At 73.9% G+C, this 18,716-nt stretch carries 17 protein-coding genes; 14 read left to right on the top strand and 3 right to left on the bottom strand.

The window, feature by feature from the left end; all coding sequences use genetic code 11:
- Window positions 1-151 precede the first annotated feature (151 nt).
- The 6 genes from AMK29_RS01080 to AMK29_RS01055 all read left to right on the top strand — a co-directional run bounded on the left by AMK29_RS01080 (window position 152) and on the right by AMK29_RS01055 (window position 5,127).
- The gene (locus AMK29_RS01080; RefSeq protein WP_073806695.1) at window positions 152-871 is read left to right on the top strand and encodes a VWA domain-containing protein; all 720 of its coding nucleotides are present in this window, start codon (window positions 152-154) and stop codon (window positions 869-871) included.
- A gap of 85 nt (window positions 872-956) precedes the next feature.
- Window positions 957-1,337 (top strand): VOC family protein, encoded by a 381-nt coding sequence (locus AMK29_RS36290; RefSeq protein ID WP_158071297.1) that lies wholly within the window; start codon window positions 957-959, stop codon window positions 1,335-1,337.
- 80 nt (window positions 1,338-1,417) lie between these two features.
- Window positions 1,418-1,933, top strand: a complete 516-nt coding sequence (locus AMK29_RS01070; RefSeq protein WP_073806693.1) for a pyridoxamine 5'-phosphate oxidase family protein — start codon at window positions 1,418-1,420, stop codon at window positions 1,931-1,933.
- 15 nt (window positions 1,934-1,948) lie between these two features.
- On the top strand, window positions 1,949-2,563 hold the full coding sequence (locus AMK29_RS01065) for a TetR/AcrR family transcriptional regulator (protein WP_073806692.1): 615 nt from the start codon (window positions 1,949-1,951) through the stop codon (window positions 2,561-2,563).
- Between the two features lie 288 nt (window positions 2,564-2,851).
- Window positions 2,852-4,552, top strand: coding sequence for a DEAD/DEAH box helicase (locus AMK29_RS01060; RefSeq protein WP_073806691.1), 1,701 nt, complete (start codon window positions 2,852-2,854; stop codon window positions 4,550-4,552).
- Between the two features lie 155 nt (window positions 4,553-4,707).
- Window positions 4,708-5,127, top strand: a complete 420-nt coding sequence (locus tag AMK29_RS01055; RefSeq protein WP_073806690.1) for a ribonuclease domain-containing protein — start codon at window positions 4,708-4,710, stop codon at window positions 5,125-5,127.
- Between the two features lie 82 nt (window positions 5,128-5,209).
- On the opposite strand, the gene AMK29_RS01050 is transcribed toward AMK29_RS01055, so the two are convergent.
- Complete coding sequence (locus AMK29_RS01050; RefSeq protein WP_073806689.1) at window positions 5,210-6,679, bottom strand: ankyrin repeat domain-containing protein; 1,470 nt, start codon at window positions 6,677-6,679, stop codon at window positions 5,210-5,212.
- A gap of 121 nt (window positions 6,680-6,800) precedes the next feature.
- On the opposite strand from AMK29_RS01050, the gene AMK29_RS01045 reads away from it, so the two are divergent.
- On the top strand, window positions 6,801-7,268 hold the full coding sequence (locus AMK29_RS01045; protein ID WP_073806688.1) for a GNAT family N-acetyltransferase: 468 nt from the start codon (window positions 6,801-6,803) through the stop codon (window positions 7,266-7,268).
- Here AMK29_RS01045 and AMK29_RS01040 read toward each other — a convergent pair.
- A complete protein-coding gene (locus AMK29_RS01040) occupies window positions 7,265-8,149 on the bottom strand; it encodes a hypothetical protein (protein WP_073806687.1) in 885 nt (294 codons plus the stop codon). The two genes, AMK29_RS01045 and AMK29_RS01040, sit on opposite strands and share 4 nt — an antisense overlap.
- Before the next feature lie 176 nt (window positions 8,150-8,325).
- On the opposite strand from AMK29_RS01040, the gene AMK29_RS01035 reads away from it, so the two are divergent.
- Window positions 8,326-9,096 (top strand): S1 family peptidase, encoded by a 771-nt coding sequence (locus AMK29_RS01035; protein WP_241845115.1) that lies wholly within the window; start codon window positions 8,326-8,328, stop codon window positions 9,094-9,096.
- Between the two features lie 69 nt (window positions 9,097-9,165).
- Here AMK29_RS01035 and AMK29_RS01030 read toward each other — a convergent pair whose 3' ends face one another.
- On the bottom strand, window positions 9,166-10,929 hold the full coding sequence (locus AMK29_RS01030; protein WP_073806685.1) for a glycoside hydrolase family 35 protein: 1,764 nt from the start codon (window positions 10,927-10,929) through the stop codon (window positions 9,166-9,168).
- 96 nt (window positions 10,930-11,025) lie between these two features.
- Between AMK29_RS01030 and AMK29_RS01025 the strand changes: the two genes are divergently transcribed.
- The 6 genes from AMK29_RS01025 to AMK29_RS01000 all read left to right on the top strand — a co-directional run bounded on the left by AMK29_RS01025 (window position 11,026) and on the right by AMK29_RS01000 (window position 18,704).
- On the top strand, window positions 11,026-11,913 hold the full coding sequence (locus AMK29_RS01025; protein ID WP_073806684.1) for a helix-turn-helix transcriptional regulator: 888 nt from the start codon (window positions 11,026-11,028) through the stop codon (window positions 11,911-11,913).
- Between the two features lie 11 nt (window positions 11,914-11,924).
- Entirely contained in the window at window positions 11,925-12,248 is a 324-nt protein-coding gene (locus tag AMK29_RS01020; RefSeq protein ID WP_073806683.1) for a chorismate mutase, read from the top strand.
- The gene (locus AMK29_RS01015; RefSeq protein ID WP_073806682.1) at window positions 12,248-13,234 is read left to right on the top strand and encodes an asparaginase; all 987 of its coding nucleotides are present in this window, start codon (window positions 12,248-12,250) and stop codon (window positions 13,232-13,234) included. The genes AMK29_RS01020 and AMK29_RS01015 overlap by 1 nt, the downstream gene beginning before the upstream one ends.
- Window positions 13,235-13,323: 89 nt before the next feature.
- Window positions 13,324-15,819 (top strand): aminopeptidase N, encoded by a 2,496-nt coding sequence (gene pepN, locus AMK29_RS01010; protein ID WP_073806681.1) that lies wholly within the window; start codon window positions 13,324-13,326, stop codon window positions 15,817-15,819.
- 102 nt (window positions 15,820-15,921) lie between these two features.
- A complete protein-coding gene (locus tag AMK29_RS01005) occupies window positions 15,922-17,295 on the top strand; it encodes a pyridoxal phosphate-dependent decarboxylase family protein (protein ID WP_073806680.1) in 1,374 nt (457 codons plus the stop codon).
- Entirely contained in the window at window positions 17,292-18,704 is a 1,413-nt protein-coding gene (locus AMK29_RS01000) for a lysine N(6)-hydroxylase/L-ornithine N(5)-oxygenase family protein (protein ID WP_073806679.1), read from the top strand. The genes AMK29_RS01005 and AMK29_RS01000 overlap by 4 nt, the downstream gene beginning before the upstream one ends.
- Window positions 18,705-18,716: the final 12 nt, after the last annotated feature.

The raw sequence follows: 18,716 nt of genomic DNA, 5'->3' as shown, positions 1-18,716 counted from the left end.
TGCGGAACTGAGCGCGGCGCCCCCCGAATGTCCCCGACCGGACGACTGGGTGGGCGCCGCGGCGCGTTCCGGGACGGGGCACTCCGCCCCGGACCCCCGTCGATTCCGGACCCGTATCCTCGACACGTCGCGTGAGCACGAGGGGGATACGGTGGCACTGAGCCTGCGGAAGATCGAGGAGACCGCGCCCGCGCTGGTCAGCCTGTACAAGGAGGCCGGGGCGTCCCTCCAGCGGTGCGGGATCGGGGGGCAGCGGGTCGCCGTCTACCTCGTCGTCGACTACTCGGGGTCGATGAAGCCGTACTACGCCAGCGGCGCCGTGCAGGCACTCGCCGACCGGGTGCTCGGGCTCTCCGCGCAGCTCGACGACGACGGGCGCGTGCCGGTCGTCTTCTTCTCCACCGACGTCGACGCCGAGACCGACATCCGGATCGACGACCACGCCGGCCGGATCGACCGGATCGTCGCCGGCCTCGGCCACATGGGGAAGACGAGCTACCACCTCGCCATGGACGCCGTCATCGACCACTACCTGGACAGCGGCTCCACCGCGCCCGCGCTCGTCGTCTTCCAGACCGACGGCGGGCCGATCAACAAGCTCGCCGCCGAGCGGTACGTGTGCAAGGCGGCCCGGCTGCCGATCTTCTGGCAGTTCATCGGCTTCGGCGACCCGGGCAGCCGGCAGTTCGAGTTCCTGCGCCGGCTCGACGAGCTGGACGTCCCCGCGAAGCGGCCCGTCGACAACGCGGGCTTCTTCCACGCCGGTCAGGACCCGAGCCGGGTCCCGGACGGCGAGCTGTACGACCGGATCGTCGCCGACTTCCCCGCCTGGCTCGCCGCCGCCCGGGGGCAGGGCATCGTCCGCTCCTGAGACGGGAGCGGGCGGGGCACGACCCTTTCCGGGCACGGGAGTTATTCGCTGGCCGGCCGGCGGGACGGAAGGGGACCATGGCGCCATGAGCTCTCTCGTACGACACGTGACCATCGACTGCGCCGACGCCTACGCCCTCGCCACCTTCTGGGCCCAGGCGCTGGACGCCAAGGTCTCCGACGACGATCAGCCCGGCGACGAGGAGGCGCTCGTCGAGTCGGCCGGCGCCGGCCTCCTCTTCATCCAGGTCCCCGAGCCGAAGGCGGTCAAGAACCGCGTCCACCTGGACCTCCAGCCGCAGGACCGGACCCGTGACGAGGAGGTCGAGCGGCTGCTCGCCCTCGGCGCCACCCTGCTCGACGACCGGCGGAACCCGGACGGCACCGGCTGGGCGACCCTCGGCGACCCGGAGGGCAACGAGTTCTGCGTCGAGCGCAGCGCCGCGGAGCGTGCCGCCACCTCCTGAAGTCCGCCGCCCCCGCCACCCGGGGAACGTCCGGAGTAATCCGGACAGTGGCTGTCTGGTATCCGGTGTTTCCTGAACGTATGGGAGACATCGGAACCAACTGGTCGGCCTTCGAGGCCGCCGAACCCGCCCTCGCCGCGACCGTGCGCGAGCGCTTCGGGCAGTACACCCACCACGCCCTCGCCACCGTGCGGCAGGACGGCTCGCCCCGGCTCAGCGGCATCGAGGCCGACTTCCGCTTCGGCGAGCTCTGGTTCGGCATGATGCCGAACTCCCGCAAGGCCTTCGACCTGCGCCGCGACCCCCGGTTCGGGCTGCTCGCCAACCCGGGCTCCGGCACCGGAATGGGCGGCGGCGACGTCCGGATCTCCGGTCGGGCGGTCGAGGTCACCGACCCCGAGACCGTGGACCGGTACGCGGCCGACGCGGGCGCGCCCCGGCCCTTCCACCTCTTCCGGGTGGAGCCGACCGAGGTCGTACGGACCTGGGTGGACGGAGACGAGATCGTCCTCCACAGCTGGGTCCGGGGGCGACCGACGCGGATCTTCCGCCGCGGCAACGACGACGGCCCGCCGCGCCTGGAGCCGGCGCGGTAGGACCAGAATGGGCGTGTGTCAGCCACCAAGAAGAAGACCCAGGCGAGTGCCGCGCCCGAGCGGCGCCGTGAGCTCCTCGACACCGCGGCGGAGGTGTTCGCGGCCCAGGGCTACAACGCCACCACCGTCCGCAAGATCGCGGACGCCGCAGGGATGCTCGCCGGCAGCCTCTACTACCACTTCGACTCCAAGGAGTCGATGCTCGACGAGATCCTCTCCACCTTCCTCGGCGAGCTGTGGGAGGGGTACGACGCCGTCCTCGACGCCGGGCTCGGGCCGCGCGAGACCATCGAGGCCCTCGTCACCGAGTCCTTCCGTGAGATCGACCGGCACCGTGCCGCCGTCGCCATCTACCAGAAGGAGTCCCGGCACCTCACCGACCAGCCCCGCTTCCAGTACCTCACCGCCTCGCAGCACAAGTTCGAGCGGGCCTGGCTCGGCACCCTGGAGCGCGGCGTCGAGGCCGGCGTGTTCCGGGCCGACCTCGACGTCCGCCTCACCTACCGGTTCCTCCGCGACACCGTCTGGGTCGCCGCGTCCTGGTACCGGCCGGGCGGGCGGCACAGCCCCGAGGAGATCGCCCGCCAGTACCTGTCCATGGTCCTGGACGGAGTCGCCGTACGGACCTGAGAGAAGTCCTGTCGACCAGGCCGGGCCCGCCGTCCCGGCCGCCCGTACGGCTGTGAGGTCGCCCACGTCGCGGGGCGCCGGCCTGGTCTGATCCGTCCGGGCATCGGTCGGGCGGGGCGGGAAGGTCCGGGGGCGCACTATTGTTCCGGTAGAGACATCCGGGGCTCGTACCACGCGTTCCGGGAGACATCCGGGGCCCGTATCGCGTGTTCCGGGTAAAGCAGCCGGGGCCCGCATCGCCAGGTGCGGGCCCCGCCTGTGCCGCGAGCACCGGCCAGAAAGGCACGCATGACCCGCTCCGAACGCCCTCACAAGCGCAGCCCCCGCACCGCCCAGGCGAAGTCCACGTCACAGCCGAAGGCCTCCCGCGGCGGGCGCCGTCCCACCGCGCCCCCGCCGCCGAGCGAGTTCACGCCGCCGGAGACCCTGACGCCCGCGCTGCCCGCGGTGGCCGCCTTCGCCGACCTCGACATGCCCGAGGGCCTGCTGCGGACCCTGGGTGAGCAGGGCGTCACGGAGCCGTTCCCGATCCAGGCCGCGACCCTCCCGAACTCGCTGGCCGGCCGCGATGTGCTCGGCCGGGGGCGTACCGGATCCGGCAAGACCCTCGCCTTCGGCCTCGCGATCCTCGCCCGCACCGCGGGCCGCCGCGCCGAGCCCACCGCGCCCCTCGCGCTCGTCCTGGTGCCCACGCGCGAGCTCGCGCAGCAGGTGACCGACGCCCTCACCCCGTACGCCTCCGCGCTCCGGCTGCGGATCACCACGGTCGTCGGCGGCATGTCGATCAGCCGGCAGTCCTCCGCGCTGCGGCGCGGCGCCGAGGTCCTCATCGCCACCCCGGGCCGGCTCCACGACCTCATCGACCGGGGCGACTGCCGGCTCGACCAGGTCGCCGTCACCGTCCTCGACGAGGCCGACCAGATGGCCGACATGGGCTTCCTGCCGCAGGTCACGAAGCTGCTGAAGCAGGTCGAGCCGGGCGGGCAGCGGCTGCTGTTCTCGGCCACCCTCGACCGGAACATCGACCGGCTCGTCAAGATGTTCCTCGACGACCCGGTCGTGCACTCCGTCGACCCCTCGGCCGGCGCGGTCACCACCATGGAGCACCACGTCCTGTACGTGGCCGACGAGACCGACAAGAAGGCCGTCACGCTGCGGATCGCGGCCCGCGACGGCCGGACGATCCTCTTCATGGACACCAAGCGGTCCGTGGACCGGCTGGTCAAGCGGCTCCTCGCCAACGGCGTACGGGCCTCCGGCCTGCACGGCGGCCGTTCGCAGCCGCAGCGCAACCGGACCCTGGACCAGTTCAAGACCGGCCAGGTGACCACGCTGGTGGCGACGAACGTCGCGGCGCGGGGCATCCACGTCGACAACCTCGACCTCGTCGTCAACGTCGACCCGCCGACCGACCACAAGGACTACCTCCACCGCGGCGGCCGCACCGCCCGCGCGGGTGAGTCCGGCAGCGTCTTCACCCTGGTCCTGCCGGAGCAGAAGCGCGACATGGGCCGTCTGATGACGAACGCGGGCATCAGCCCCCGTACGGCCCAGATCAAGTCCAGCGACGAGCAGCTGGCCGAGCTGACCGGCGCGCGGGAGCCCTCGGGCGTCCCGGTCGTCATCGAGACCCCGCAGCCGACCCCGCCGCGCAAGGCCACCGCCTCCGGCAGCGGCGGCGCCTCCGGCAGCCGCCGACGCCGCCGTCCGGCCCCCGCCGGCGGGTCCACCGGCACGGCCGGCTCCGGCTCCGGGCGTTCCGCGGCCACGGGCACGGCCTCGGGCCGCGCCGCCGGATCCACGACCCGCGCCGCCGGAACCACCGGTGGTTCGGGACGCGGCTCGGGCCGGGGTTCCGGCTCCGCCGGCGGCGGCGGTCGCGGTGCCGCGACCGCCGCCGGCCGCGCCGGACGCCAGGCCTCGGGCACCGGCCGCGCACGGAGCGCCGGCAGTGCCCGCGGCTCCCGGCCGAGGCCGACCGACTCGTAACGAGCCCCCGGCCGATACGTCTGATCGCCGGGGCCCGCAAGGGGCCCCGGCGATGCACACGGGATCCGCACCTTCGGGAACACGCGGTCGACGTCCGGCGAGATGAGGGGCGTTCGGCTTCCCGGCCGGGGTCTACGCGCATCATCATCGCTGCCATGCGCATCCCCCCACGGTTCACCCTCGCCGGCGGTGTCGCCACCGCCCTCCTCTCCTCCCTCCTCCTCGGCGCCGCCGCCACCGCCGTCCCCGCGCCCGCCGACCCCGTGTCCGCGCTCGCGGCGCGCGCCGCGGCCGTCGGCGACATCTGCTCCTCCGACCTGCCGAGCCAGGCCCACGACACCCTGCGGCTGATCGACGCGGGCGGCCCCTTCCCGTACCGCCAGGACGGGGACGTCTTCCAGAACAGGGAGCGGATCCTGCCCGACCACGCCCAGGGCTACTACCACGAGTACACGGTCAGGACCCCGGGCGAATCCACCCGCGGCGCCCGCCGGATCGTGACCGGGAACGCGGCGGAGGACTACTACACCGCCGACCACTACGCGTCCTTCGACCTGATCGACCACGGCTGCTGAGCCGTCCCGGGGTGCTGCGGGGCCGCAGGCTCGCGGGCCAGGCCCGCGAGCTGCCCACTCCCGGCGGTACGCCCCCGGCCCGTCAGGTGCGGCGCGGTGACGTCCACTCCAGCCGGGTCCTGACCCGGGGGTCGTGGACGTACTCGAGGGCGGCGAGTGCCGTCTCCCGCGCCGCGCCCTCCGGGTCGCCGTCCGCGAGGGCCGACGCCAGCGCGTCCACGGCGCGCGGGTCCTGACGGATCGCCAGCCCGCGCGCCGCCTCCGCCGCCGTCTCCGGATCGGGGTCGCCGAGCCGCTCGGCCAGCCCCTCCCGTACGAGCGGGGTGTCGTCCGGCAGCTCCGCCAGCGCGAGCGTCGCCCAGTCCCGGACCCGCGCGTCACCGTCCCTGCTCAGCGCGAGCAGCACCCCGAGCGCCTCCACGTGCCCGGCCGGCACGATCCCGGCGAGTGCCCCGGCCACCGCCCGCCGCACCGCCGCGTCGGGGTGCCCGGCCGCCGCGAGGAGTTCGGGCACGGCGGCCGGGTCCGCGCACTCCCCGAGCGCCGACACCACCGAGAGCACCGGCTCCCGCGCCTGCGTCGCCCCCTCCGCCGCGAGCCGCCGCAGCACCGGGACCGCGCTCGGCGCGAAGCCGGGCAGGGCGCCGAGCACCCGCGCGCCCAGGGCCCGCCGCAGCGGGTCGCGGTAGGCGCACCACGCGGCAGCCGCCACGAAGGTCTCCTCGTCGGCCCGGCCGGCCAGTTCGGCCACCGCCGTCGTCCAGTCGTCGAGCTCCGGGTCGCCGCAGCGCAGGGCCCGCGCCGCCAGCTCCTCGTGCGAGGTGCGCAGTCCGAGCGCGGACTCCAGGAGCGTGGCGATGGCCGCGTGGCCGGTCTGGCGATCGTCGCCGCGCCCGGGGGAGCCGTCCTCCCGCAGCAGGTCCACGACGACCGTGATCCCGCCGTCCTCCCGGACCCGGCGGACCACGGCCTCGTACGTCTGCCCGCCCTCGTTCCCCGCGACGAGCCCGCGCCGCAGCTCGGCCGCGATGTCGGCGCCGATCCACCGCCGGGCCTCCCGCAGCGCCGCCTCCCGCGCCGTCGCGCCGTGGTCGAGGAGCGCCCTGACGCAGCCGCTGGAGCCGCGCCGGGCGGCGGCGACGAGCGGGAGGATCCCGTCGGGCCCGCGCCGGTCCGGGTCCGCCCCGTACTCCAGGAGGGCCCGTGCCGTGTCGGCGTGCCCCAGCCGCAGCGCCCACGCGAGGGCCGTGAAGCCGTACGCCTCCTCCTGGTCCGCCGCCGCGCCCGCCGCGAGGAGGGCCCGCGCCACCTCGGTGTGCCCGCCGACGGCCGCCCCGCAGAGCGGCAGGTCGCCGCCGTCCTCGCCGCTGCCCCGGCCCGGGTCCGCCCCGGCGGCCAGCAGCACCCGTACGATTCCGGCCTCGTCGCCGACGGCCGCGCGGTACAGGGCGGTCTCCCCGTCCTCCCGGGACTCGGGGTCGGCCCCGTCGCGCAGGGCTCGTACGGCCCCGTCCTCGTCCCCGTCCCGGATGGCGTCGAACAACATGCTCATGCGCCGACCCTGACCCGCCGTCCGGCTCTGGCGCAAATCCGATACCCCGGCCCGTCCCGCGGGGGCTCCTCGCGTCCCCGCGCCCGGTTCCGCGGGTGTGGCCGTGTCAGAATCGGTTCGCATGACGCACGATCACGACGAGTCGGCGCTGAGCGTCGGCCACGGCGACGCCGCACTCGCGAAGCTCCTGGAGCAGGGACTCGAGGCGTTCAACTTCGCGGCCACCGGAACCACCCCCGGGGACCAGGGCGAGCTGTCGGTGAAGGCCGTCGACGAGCGGGGGGACCTCATCGGCGGGCTCACCGGCTGGACCTGGAGCGGGCTCTTCGGGATCGACCTGCTGTGGGTGCGCGAGGAGAGCCGGAAGGGCGGCTGGGGGAGCCGGCTCCTGCGCGCCGCCGAGGCCGAGGCCCGGCGGCGCGGCTGCGACCGGGCGACCGTCTCCTCGTTCACCTTCCAGGCCCCGGACTTCTACCGGCGGCACGGATACGTGGAGACCGGCCGCGTCCCGGGCATCCCGGGCGGCGCCGAGGACGTCTACTTCTTCAAGAGCCTGAGGACCGAGGACGGTCCAGGGCCCACGCCCTAGCCCGCGCACTCCAGGACCGTGCGGCACACCCCGCACCGGGCCCGCAGCGGCCGTCCCGCCGGGACCCTCAGGCGCTGGCGGCAGACCGGGCAGAGGAACGACACGCCCGTCGCCGGCGCTCCGCCCTCGAAGGCGTAGGGGGCGCCCGGCGCCGCCCGGCCCCGGCGCCGGTCCCTGCCGTACCGCCGGCGTTCGGCCCAGCCCGCCCCGGCGAGCGGGGGCGGTGTCCGCTCCCGCTCCGCCTCCGCCCGGCCCCGTCCCCACGCCTCGTACGCCACCGCGCTGGTGAACCACGGCGACGGGTCCTCGCCGAAGACCACGGCCCGCTTGGCGAGGACGTAGCCGAACTCCTCCGGCGTCAGATAGCCCAGCTTCTGGCTCTCCACGCCGTCCTGCCGGTACGCGTCGAGCAGCAGCCATCCGGCACCCAGATAGGCGGTGACGACATCGGTGAGGATCTCGTTCTCCTCGGTATCGGGGAAGCCGAGTCCGAGCCGGTGCAACAGAACATGGGTGATCTCGTGGGCGAGAGCGGCGCCGATGTCCCGGCGACGGGTCCGAAAACGGTCGTTGAGTTCCACGAAGTACTCGGGGCCGGCGGCGAGTTCGACGGTGGCCGCGTGCTCCATCGAGCGGAAGCTCACCACCATGCGGGCCTCCGGCAGCCTCAGGTGCCGGACGAGGGCGCGGGCCACCCGCTGGGTGCCGAGGTGAAGGTCCTCGTCGTCGCCGAAGGCCACGTCGGCGGCCGGGACGCTCACCGGATAGCGGTCCACGCCGTCCGGGGAGAGGCGTCGGTACAGCGCGGTGAGCGAGGCCCCGATCGCGGCGCGGTGCGGAAAGCCGTGGGCGACGCGGTCACCCTCGTGGCGGTTCGGCATGCCGGTTTCCCCTCTCCGTCCCACTGTACGGGCCGGCCACTGGATCTGGCCGAAAAGCCTTTCTTGTGGCGGCAGTTGGTCCCTGCCCATAATCCGGACACGACTTGACGGGCGCATGTCATCACCCGTCGGGTTCACCCCCCATGAAAGAAGGCAGACACGTGAAGCAGAACAGAATGGTCCGCGCGCTGCAGAAGCTCGCCGCGGCCGGCGCCGTCGTCCTGGCGGCCGTCAGCCTCCAGCCCACCAGCACCGCCTCCGCCGCCCCCGCGCCCGTCGTCGGCGGCGTCCGCGCCGCCCAGGGCGAGTTCCCCTGGATGGTCAGGCTCTCCATGGGCTGCGGCGGCTCGCTGATCACCCCGCAGATCGTGCTCACCGCGGCCCACTGCGTGAGCGGCTCCGGCAACAACACCAGCATCACCGCCACCGCCGGTGTCGTGGACCTGCAGAGCAGCAGCGCCATCAAGGTCCGGTCCACCAAGGTCCTCCAGGCCCCGGGCTACAACGGCAAGGGCAAGGACTGGGCGCTGATCAAGCTCGCCAGCCCCATCACCTCGCTGCCCAACCTGAAGATCGCCGAGACCACCGCGTACAACAGCGGCACCTTCACGGTGGCCGGCTGGGGCGCCGCCCGTGAGGGCGGGGCGCAGCAGCGCTACCTGCTCAAGGCGAACGTCCCGTTCGTCTCCGACGCCTCCTGCCAGGCGTCGTACGGCAGCGACCTCGTCCCGTCCGAGGAGATCTGCGCCGGCTACAGCCAGGGCGGCGTCGACACCTGTCAGGGTGACTCCGGCGGCCCGATGTTCCGCAAGGACAACGCCGGAGCCTGGATCCAGGTCGGCATCGTGAGCTGGGGCGAGGGCTGCGCGCGGGCCGGCTACCCCGGCGTCTACACGGAGGTCTCGACCTTCGCCGCCGCGATCAAGTCGGCCGCGGCCACGCTGTAACGGCGACACGTGAACGGGTGCCCCGGAGCGGCCTCGGCTCCGGGGCACCTCCATGCGCGCGCTCCCCCTCTACCGCGCGTCCCCCAGGACGTCGAGGACGACGGCCTCGCCCGCCCCGCCCTCCAGCTCCAGCACCCACACCTCGTTCGCGCCCTCCCGGAGCACCGGCCCCGGCACGAACAGCGCATCCTGCGGGCCCACCGCCCAGTACCGGCCCAGACAGAAACCGTTCACCCACACGAAGCCCCGGGTCGCGCCCGGCAGCCGCAGGACCGCGTCCCCGGCACCGGTGACCTCCAGCGTCCCCCGGTACAGACCCGGCCCGCGCGAGTCCGCCGCGGACCCGAACCGCACCTTGTCCACCGCCGCCGCCTCGAAGGCGTCAAGGCGCAGCCCCCGGGCCCGTACCCCGTGCACATACTGCCGCTCGTGCCGTACGCCCCCCGTGATCCCCTTCGGCTCCCCGAGCCGGGGCCCGTAGTTGACCCGGCCCAGCGACTCCACCCACAGATCGACGACCGCCGACCCCGGCACCGGCTCGGCGAGCACCGCCTCCTCGGCGTCCAGGACACCCGCCGGGAGCCCGTCGACGTACACCACCGCCCGGTCCCGCAGCCCCGTCACCGAGAGCGGATACGGCTGCCGGGGACCCGGCACCGTCAGCCGGTAGCGCACCAGACCCCGGTCCACACCCAGCTCCTCGAAGGTCGGCGGCACCGGCGTCACCGTCTCCTCGTCACCGAGCACCCCCAGGACCCGGCCCAGCGGCGCCCAGTCGCCGAGCGCGGCGGAGACCGGCGCCCCCAGCCGCGCCGGCGGCTCGGGGACCTCCGGCAGCGGCCCCTCCGCGTACGCCGCGAGCACCTCGCGGAAACGCCAGAACTTCTCCGTCGGCCGCCCCGCCTCGTCCACCGGAGCGTCGTAGTCGTACGAGGTCACCGTCGCCCGCAGCGGCCCGTCGTGCAGCTCACCGGCCCGGTTCGCGCCCGCCCAGCCCGCGAAGTTCGTGCCCCCGTGCGCCATGTACACATTGACCGAGGCCCCGCACTCCAGGACCTCCCGCAGCGCGTCCGCCGCGTCCCGCGCGTCCCGCACCGCGTGCCCCGTGCCCCAGTGGTCGAACCAGCCGCACCAGAACTCCATGCACATCAGCGGCCCCGACGGCTGGTGGCGCCGCAGCGTCGCGAACCCCTCCCGCGCCCCCGAACCGAAGTTCGCCGTCGCCAGCACCCCCGGCACCGACCCACCCGTCAGCATGTGGTCCTCGGGACCGTCCGAGGTGAACAGCGGCACGCTCACGCCGCAGTCGCGCAACAGCTCCGCCGACCACTCCAGATAGCCCCGGTCGCTGCCGTAACTCCCGTACTCGTTCTCCACCTGGACCAGGACCACCGGCCCGCCCCGGTCGACCTGCCGCTCCACCACCTGCGGCAGCAGCCGCCGGAACCACGCCTCCACCGGCTCCAGGAACTCCGGGTCCAGGGTCCGCACCCGCCGCCCCAGCGGACCGGTCAGCCAGTGGGGCAGCCCGCCGTTCTCCCACTCGGCGCAGATGTACGGCCCCGGGCGCACGATCGCCCACATCCCGGCCCGCTCCACCGCGTCCAGGAACCGGCCGAGCGCCCCCACGTCCCCGTACCGGCCGGGCTCCGGCGCGTACAGATTCCAGGGGACGTACGTCTCGACACAGTTGAGGCCCATCGCACGCAGCATCCCGAGCCGGTGCGCCCACTGGTCCTCGTGCACCCGGAAGTAGTGCAGCGCCCCCGACAGCAACCGCACCGGCCGCCCGTCGAGCAGAAAGTCCTCGTCACCCACAGCGAACGTGCTCATACGGCCACCCTCACCCCCTGGCGGCGAACCGGTCCATGGACAAAGATCGTCGCAGTTTGGACCTTACGGATCGGACGCCACGGAGGGGCCCACCGCATGTACCACACCTGGATGCGCTACTTCACGCCCAGCCCCGTCCACCACCGCCTCGGCCTCGTCTGCCTCGGCGTCGGCCTCCAGCACGGCACCCTGCCCACCGTCGGCCCCCGCACCCTCGACCACCACGTGGCCGTCGTCGTCTCCGCGGGCAGCGGCTGGTACCGGTCCGCCGACGGCCGACGCGCCACCGTCACCGCCCCCGCCCTGCTCTGGCTCACCCCCGGCGTCCCCCACCACTACGGCGCCGACCCCGGCACCGGCTGGGACGAGGCCTTCGTCGACTTCGCCGGACCCGCCACCGCCACCTACACCGAACTCGGCTACATCGAGCCCGACCGGCCCGTCGTCCCCCTCTCCGACGCCGCCCCCGCCCGCGCCGCCATCAGCCGGATCGCCCGCGCCGCCCGCCCCGGCAACCCCCTCCTCGAAGTCGAGACGGGAGCCGCCGTCCACGAACTCCTCGTCGCCCTGCGCCGCGCCCGCGCCGACACCAACGCCGACGGCGACCCCGTCCTCACCGCCCTCGCCCGCGACGCCTTCCAGCCCCTCACCATCGCCGACCACGCCACCCGGCACGGCATGACCGCCGCCGAACTGCGCACCGCCGTCCGCCGCGCCGCCGGCTGCAGCCCCAAGGACTACCTGCTCACCGTCCGCCTCGGCCGCGCCAAGGAACTCCTCGCCGCCACCGAACTGCCCGTCGCCGCCGTCGCCCGCCGCGTCGGCTACGACGACCCGGCCTACTTCTCCCGGCTCTTCACCCGCCGGGTCGGCACCGCCCCCATCCGCTTCCGCGAGCAGCAGGGACGGTCCGTGCACGGAGGCTGGAGCGACCGCGTTCCGGATCCCGAACACCCGCCCACCATCCTCCCCGGATCCGTCTAAGCTCGCAGATCATGAGTGACCCCACCGATCCCCACGCCATCGACGAGTCCGTACGGGCCGAACTGACCCGGCTGCGCGAAAGCATCGACAACATCGACGCGGCGGTCGTGCACATGCTCGCCGAGCGCTTCAAGTGCACCCAGCAGGTCGGCGTCCTCAAGGCCCGGCACCAGCTGCCGCCCGCCGACCCCGCCCGCGAGTCACGCCAGATCGCCCGGCTGCGGGAACTCGCCGAGAACGCGAAACTGGACCCGGCCTTCGCGGAGAAACTCCTGAACTTCATCATCGCCGAGGTCATCCGCCACCACGAGACGATTGCGGACGGAGCACGCTGATGGCCCGCGTCACGGTCTTCACCCTCGGAGGGACCATCTCCGCACGAGGCGGTGACGCGGCCCGCATGAGCGGCCAGGAGGTCCTCGCCGAGCTCGGCGCGGACCACGACGTCGTCCTCAAGGACTTCCGCCGCGTCCCCAGCTCCACCCTCAGCCACGAGGACCTCGCCGCCCTCGCCGCCGAGGTCCGCGCCACCGTCGCCGCCGGCTCCGGCGTCGTCGTCGTCCAGGGCACCGACACCCTGGAGGAGACCGCCTTCACCCTCGACCTGCTCTGCACCACCGAGCAGCCGATCGCCGTCACCGGCGCCATGCGCCGCCCCGACCTGCCGGGCGCCGACGGACCCGCCAACCTCGCCGCCGCACTCGCGGTCGCCGCCGACCCGGCCTGCCGGAACCTCGGCGTCCTCGTCGTCGTCGGCGACGAGATCCACACCGCCCGCCTCGCCCGCAAGACCCACACCACCTCCGTCGCCACCTTCGCCTCACCCGGCGCGGGACCGATCGGCGGCGTCGTCGAGGGCGAGCCCCGCATCCTGCTCCGCCCCGCCGTCCCGGCCGCGCTCTGCCCCCTCCGGCTCGACCCCGACGTCCGGGTGGCGCTCGTGACCCTCTCCCAGGGCGACCGCGGCGAACTCCTCGACGCCGTCGACCACCGCTTCCAGGGCCTCGTCGTCGCCGCCTTCGGCGCCGGACACGCCCCCGCCTGGCTCGTCGACCCGCTCGCCGAGCTCGCCCGCCGCATCCCGGTCGTCCTCGCCTCCCGTACGGGCGGCGGCACCACCCTCTCCCGCACCTACCGCGGCCCCGGCTCCGAGTACGACCTGCTCCACCACGGACTGATCCCGGCCGGCCCCCTCGACCCCGCCAAGGCCCGGATCCTGCTCCACACCCTGCTGTCCAGCGGCGCCGCGGGCCCCCACGGCTACGACCGCCCCCGCATCACGGCCGCCTTCGCCCACCTCGACGGCACCGGCGTCGCCTGACGGCCGGCCCCGCCCACCCGGCCGTCCCCCTCCGGCGGTTCCCCACCGCCCCTCCCCGGCGCCCGGAGGCATCGGGCAGCATAGGGCCCATGTCCGTACTGACGCGCGACGAAGCGCAGACCCGTGCCCAGCTCCTCGACGTCCACCGCTACCTGGTGGACATCGACCTCACCACCGGCGCAGAGACCTTCGAGTCGACCAGCACCGTCCGGTTCACCGCCCGCGCCGCCGGGGACACCTTCGTCGAGCTCAAGCCCGTCACCCTGCACTCCGCCACCCTCGACGGAGAAGCCCTCGACCCGGCCTCCCTCAGCGGCAACCGGCTCCCGCTGAGCCTCAGCGAGGGCGAGCACGAGCTGCGCGTCACCACCACCATGCGCTACTCCCGCACGGGCGAGGGCATGCACCGGTTCACGGACCCCACCGACGGCGAGTCGTACGTCTACACCCAGCTCTTCATGGAGGACGTCCAGCGCGTCTTCGCCGCCTTCGACCAGCCCGACCTCAAGGCCGTCTTCGAGCTGACCGTCACCGCCCCCGACGGCTGGACCGTCCTCTCCAACAGCGTCACCGAGCGCCGGCCCGACGGCACCTGGAAGGCCGCCCCCACCCCGCTGCTCTCCACCTACTTCGTCTGCGTCGCCGCCGGACCCTGGCACTCGATCCGCACCGAACACGCCGGGCTCCCCTTCGGCATCCACTGCCGCCGCTCCCTCGCCCCCCACCTCGACGCCGACGCCGACGAGATCCTCGCCGTCACCAGGGCCTGCTACGACCGGTACCACGAGAAGTTCGACGAGCCCTACCCCTTCGACTCGTACGACCAGGCCTTCGTCCCCGAGTTCAACGCGGGCGCCATGGAGAACCCCGGCCTCGTCACCTTCCGCGACGAGTTCGTCTTCCGCTCCGCCGTCACCGTCACCGAACGCCAGACCCGCGCCATGGTCATCGCCCACGAGATGGCCCACATGTGGTTCGGCGACCTCGTCACCCTCCGCTGGTGGGACGACATCTGGCTGAACGAGTCCTTCGCCGAGTACATGGGCTTCCAGACCGTCAACGAAGCCTGCGCCGACCTCTTCCCCGACACCTGGGTCGACTTCGGCATCGCCAGGAAGGCCTGGGGATACGAGGCCGACCAGCGGCCCTCCACCCACCCCGTCGCCCCCGACCCGGAAGCCGTCCCCGACACCGCCTCCGCGCTCCTCAACTTCGACGGCATCTCCTACGCCAAGGGCGCCTCCGCCCTCCGCCAGCTCGTCGCCTGGCTCGGCGAGAAGGACTTCCTCGCCGGCATCAACATCCACTTCAAGCGCCACCGGTTCGGCAACGCCACCCTCGCCGACTTCATCGACAACCTGGCCGCCGCCACCGACCGCGACGTCCACGCCTGGGCCGAGCGGTGGCTGCGGACGACGGGCGTCGACACCCTGACGCCCGTCGTCGAGGAGGCCGACGGACAATGGCACCTGACCGTCGCCCAGGACGGCAGCCGCCCCCACCGCGTCTCCGTCGGCGCCTACGACCACGACCTGGTCGACGCCCGCCGCCTCGTCCTGCGCGAGCGCTTCGAACTCGACGTACCCCAGGAAGGGGCGGCCGCCCCGCGCGCCGGCCGCCGCCCCGCCCTCGTCGTCCTCAACGACCAGGACCTCACCTACACCAAGCTCCGCTTCGACGAGGAGTCGCAGGAAACCGCCCTCCGGGGCCTCTCCCGCATCCCCGACCCGCTGACCCGCGCCGTCATCTGGAACGCGCTCCGCGACATGGTCCGCGACGGCGACCTCGAACCCGGCGCCTACCTGGAGATCGCCCTCGCCCACCTCACCGAAGAGACCGAACTCGCCATCGTCCAGGGCGTCCTCGGCTTCGCCCGCACCCAGATCGCCGACCGCTACGTCGCCGACGACGAACGCCCCGCCGCCCTCGCCAAGATCAGCGAGATCGCCCGCGACCTGATCCGCCACACCGAGGACGGCGAAGCCCCCGGACTGCGCCTCACCGCCGTCCGCGCCTTCATCGACAGCGCCACCACCCCCGCCAAGATCGCCTCCTGGCTCGACGACGGCACCGTCCACGGCGGCCCCGAACTCGACCCCGAACTGCGCTGGCGCATCCTGGCCCGCCTCGCCGTCCTCGGCGCCACCGACGAGACCGTGATCGCCGCCGAACTCGAACGCGACCCCAGCGCCACCGGCCAGGAGGGCGCCGCCCGTTGCCGGGCCTCCCTCCCCACCCCCGACGCGAAAGCCGAAGCCTGGGCCGCCCTCTTCGACTCCGACGCCCTCTCCAACTACCTCTTCACCGCCACCGCCCAGGGCTTCTGGCAGCCCGAGCAGGCCGACCTCGTACGCGAGTACGTACCCCGCTTCTACGAGGCCGCGACCGCCCTCGGCGCCCGCAGGGGCCCCGCCATGGCCGAGGCCGCGGGCCGCTACGCCTTCCCCGCGTACGCCATCGACCCGGAGTCCCTGTCCCTGGGCGAACGCCACCTCGACGACGACACCCTCATCCCGGCCCTCCGCCGCAAGCTGGTCGACCAGCTGGACGACCTCCGCCGCGCCCTCGCGGTCCGCACCTCCTGACCCACCGGACGGCGCCCCGACACCGGGGCGCCGTTCCCTCGTTCGGGTCACAACCCCCCACTCCCCGGACAGCCCCCACCACGGCCCGCCACCCTGTCGTCCATGCGTGCCGCACCCCCACCTCTCGCCGCCGACCCCACCCCCCTGAGCCGCTTCCTGGGCACCGCCCTCGACGCCCTCCGCGAAGGAGCGCAGACCAGGGGCGGACCCCTCCCCGCCGGCGGCCCCGAGGCCGTGGCGCGCCGGGTGCGCGAGGCGCTGGGCGAGGCCCTGCCGGAGCGCGGCACCGGCCCGGACGAGGCCCTCCGCACCCTCGTCCGCGTCCTCGCGGAAGGCGCCGCCGACCCCGCCCACCCCCTCTGCGCCGCCCACCTCCACACCCCGCCCCTCGCCCTCGCCGCCGCCGCGGACCTCGCCGCCTCCGCGCTCAACCCGTCCATGGACTCCTGGGACCAGGCCCCCGCCGCCTCCGCCCTCGAAGCCGCGGTCACGGCGGCCCTCGCCGCCGAGGTCTTCCCCGGAGCGGCGACCCCCGACGCGCTCGTCACCACCGGCGGCACCGAGTCCAACCAGCTCGCCCTGCTCCTGGCGAGAGAACGCCACGGCGCCGCCCTCCGCACCGTCGTCGGCGCGAACGCCCACCACTCCCTCCGCCGCGCCGCCTGGCTCCTCGGCCTCCCCGAACCGGTCACCGTCCCCACCCCGAACGGCACCCTCGACCCGGCCGCCCTCGCCGAAGCCCTGGCGCGCACCGAAGGCCCCGTCCTCGTCGCCGCCACCGCGGGCACCACCGACGAGGGCCTCATCGACCCACTGCCGCAGCTCGCCGACACCTGCGCCGCCCACAACGCCGAACTCCACGTCGACGCCGCATACGGGGGCCCCGTCCTCCTCAGCCGCACCCACCGCCACCTCCTCGACGGCCTCGACCGTGCCCGTACCGTCACCGTCGACCTGCACAAACTCGGCTGGCAGCCGGCCGCCGCCGGACTCCTCGCCGTACGCGACCCCGCCGACCTCGCCGCCCTCGGCCACACCGCCGCCTACCTCAACGCCGACGACGACACCGAAGCCGGCCTCCCCGACCTCCTCGGCCGCTCCCTGCGCACCACCCGCCGCCCCGACATCCTCAAGACGGCCGTCACCCTCCGCGCCCTCGGCCGCACCGGCCTCGGCGCACTCGTCGACACCTGCATGGACCTCGCCCAGGACCTCGCCGACCTGGTCGAGAAAGCACCGGAACTCGACCTGCGCGCCCGCCCCACCCTCACCACCGTCCTCTTCCGCCCCACCGGCGCCGACGACAAGGCCGTCGCCACGATCCGCCGCACCCTCCTCACCGAAGGCCGCGCCGTCCTCGGCCGCGCCGAGGCCGACGGCCGCCTCTGGCTCAAGGCCACCCTGCTCAACCCCCACACCACCCCCGGCGACCTCGCCCAGATCCTCACCCTCGTGGAAGGCAGCACGCACCGATGACCGGCAACACCCCCAAGGACGACCTCGACCGGCCCCACGACCTGGTGGGCGTCGGCATCGGCCCCTTCAACCTCTCACTCGCCGCCCTCGCCCAAGGCGTCCCCGGCGGCCTCGCCACCACCTTCTACGAGCAGCGGCCCGCCTTCCACTGGCACCCCGGCCTCCTCCTCGACGGCGCCACCCTCCAGGTCCCCTTCCTCGCCGACCTGGTGACCCTCGCCGACCCCGCCAGCCCCTGGACCTTCCTCAACTACCTCAAAAGCCGGGAACGCCTCTTCCCCTTCTACTTCGCCGAGAAATTCCACATCCAACGCGCCGAATACGACGCCTACTGCCGCTGGGTCAGCGAACGACTCCCCGGACTGCACTTCGGCCACCAGGTCGACTCCGTCCGCTGGAACCCCGAGCGGCGCCTCTTCGAAGTCGACTTCACCCAACTCGACACGGACGGTGAAGCCGAGGCACTGGGCCGCGCCTACACCCGCAACGTCGTCCTCGGCGTCGGCACCGAACCGTACGTCCCCGAGCCCCTCAAGCCCCTCGCCGACGCCCCCGGCGTCCCCGTCTTCCACTCCGCCGACTACCTCGCCCACCGCGAGACGCTGCTCGCCGCCGGACACGTCACCGTCATCGGCTCCGGCCAGTCCGGCGCCGAGGTCTTCCTCGACCTCCTCAGAGCCCGCCCCGCCGGAGCCGAGAAGATCCACTGGCTCGCCCGCACCGAGGCCTTCGCCCCCATGGAGTACTCCAAGCTGGGCCTGGAGCACTTCACCCCCGACTACACCCGCTACTTCCACGCCCTCCCCGAACCCGTACGCGGCGACCTCGTCCCCCGCCAATGGCAGCTCCACAAGGGCATCGACACCGACACCATCGCCGCCATCCACGACGAGCTCTACCGACGCACCCTCCACGGCGGCTGGCCCGACGCCGTCCTCACCCCCGGCGTCCACGTCCGCACCGCCGGCCGCGTCGCCACCACCCAGGTCGAACTGCACCTCGAACACCGCCAACAAGGCACCCGCTCCCGGCTCACCACCGACGCCGTCGTCCTCGCCACCGGCTACCGCGAACGCCCCGTCGACCGCATGCTCGCCGGCCTCGACCCCTACCTCCGCCACGACTCGGCCGGCCGCGCCCGCATCGACGAGCGCTACCGCCTCGTCCTCGACCCGTCCGTCACCGGCGCCGTCCACGTCCAGAACGCCGAGAAGCACACCCACGGCGTCGGCGCCCCCGACCTCGGCCTCGCCGCCTGGCGCAGCGCCACCATCCTCAACTCGATCACCGGCAAGGAGCCGTACCCCCTCCCGCGCCGCACCGCCTTCACCAGCTTCGGACTGGAGACACGAGAGGCGCCGAGCATCCCGGCCCAGAGCCAGAAGCTGACGCCCCTCGTACAGCAGTGACGACCCGGCGCT

The organism is Streptomyces sp. CB02261 (genome assembly GCF_001905665.1).
Classification (GTDB): Bacteria; Actinomycetota; Actinomycetes; order Streptomycetales; family Streptomycetaceae; genus Streptomyces.
This window is presented reverse-complemented; position numbering and strand designations above follow the sequence as displayed.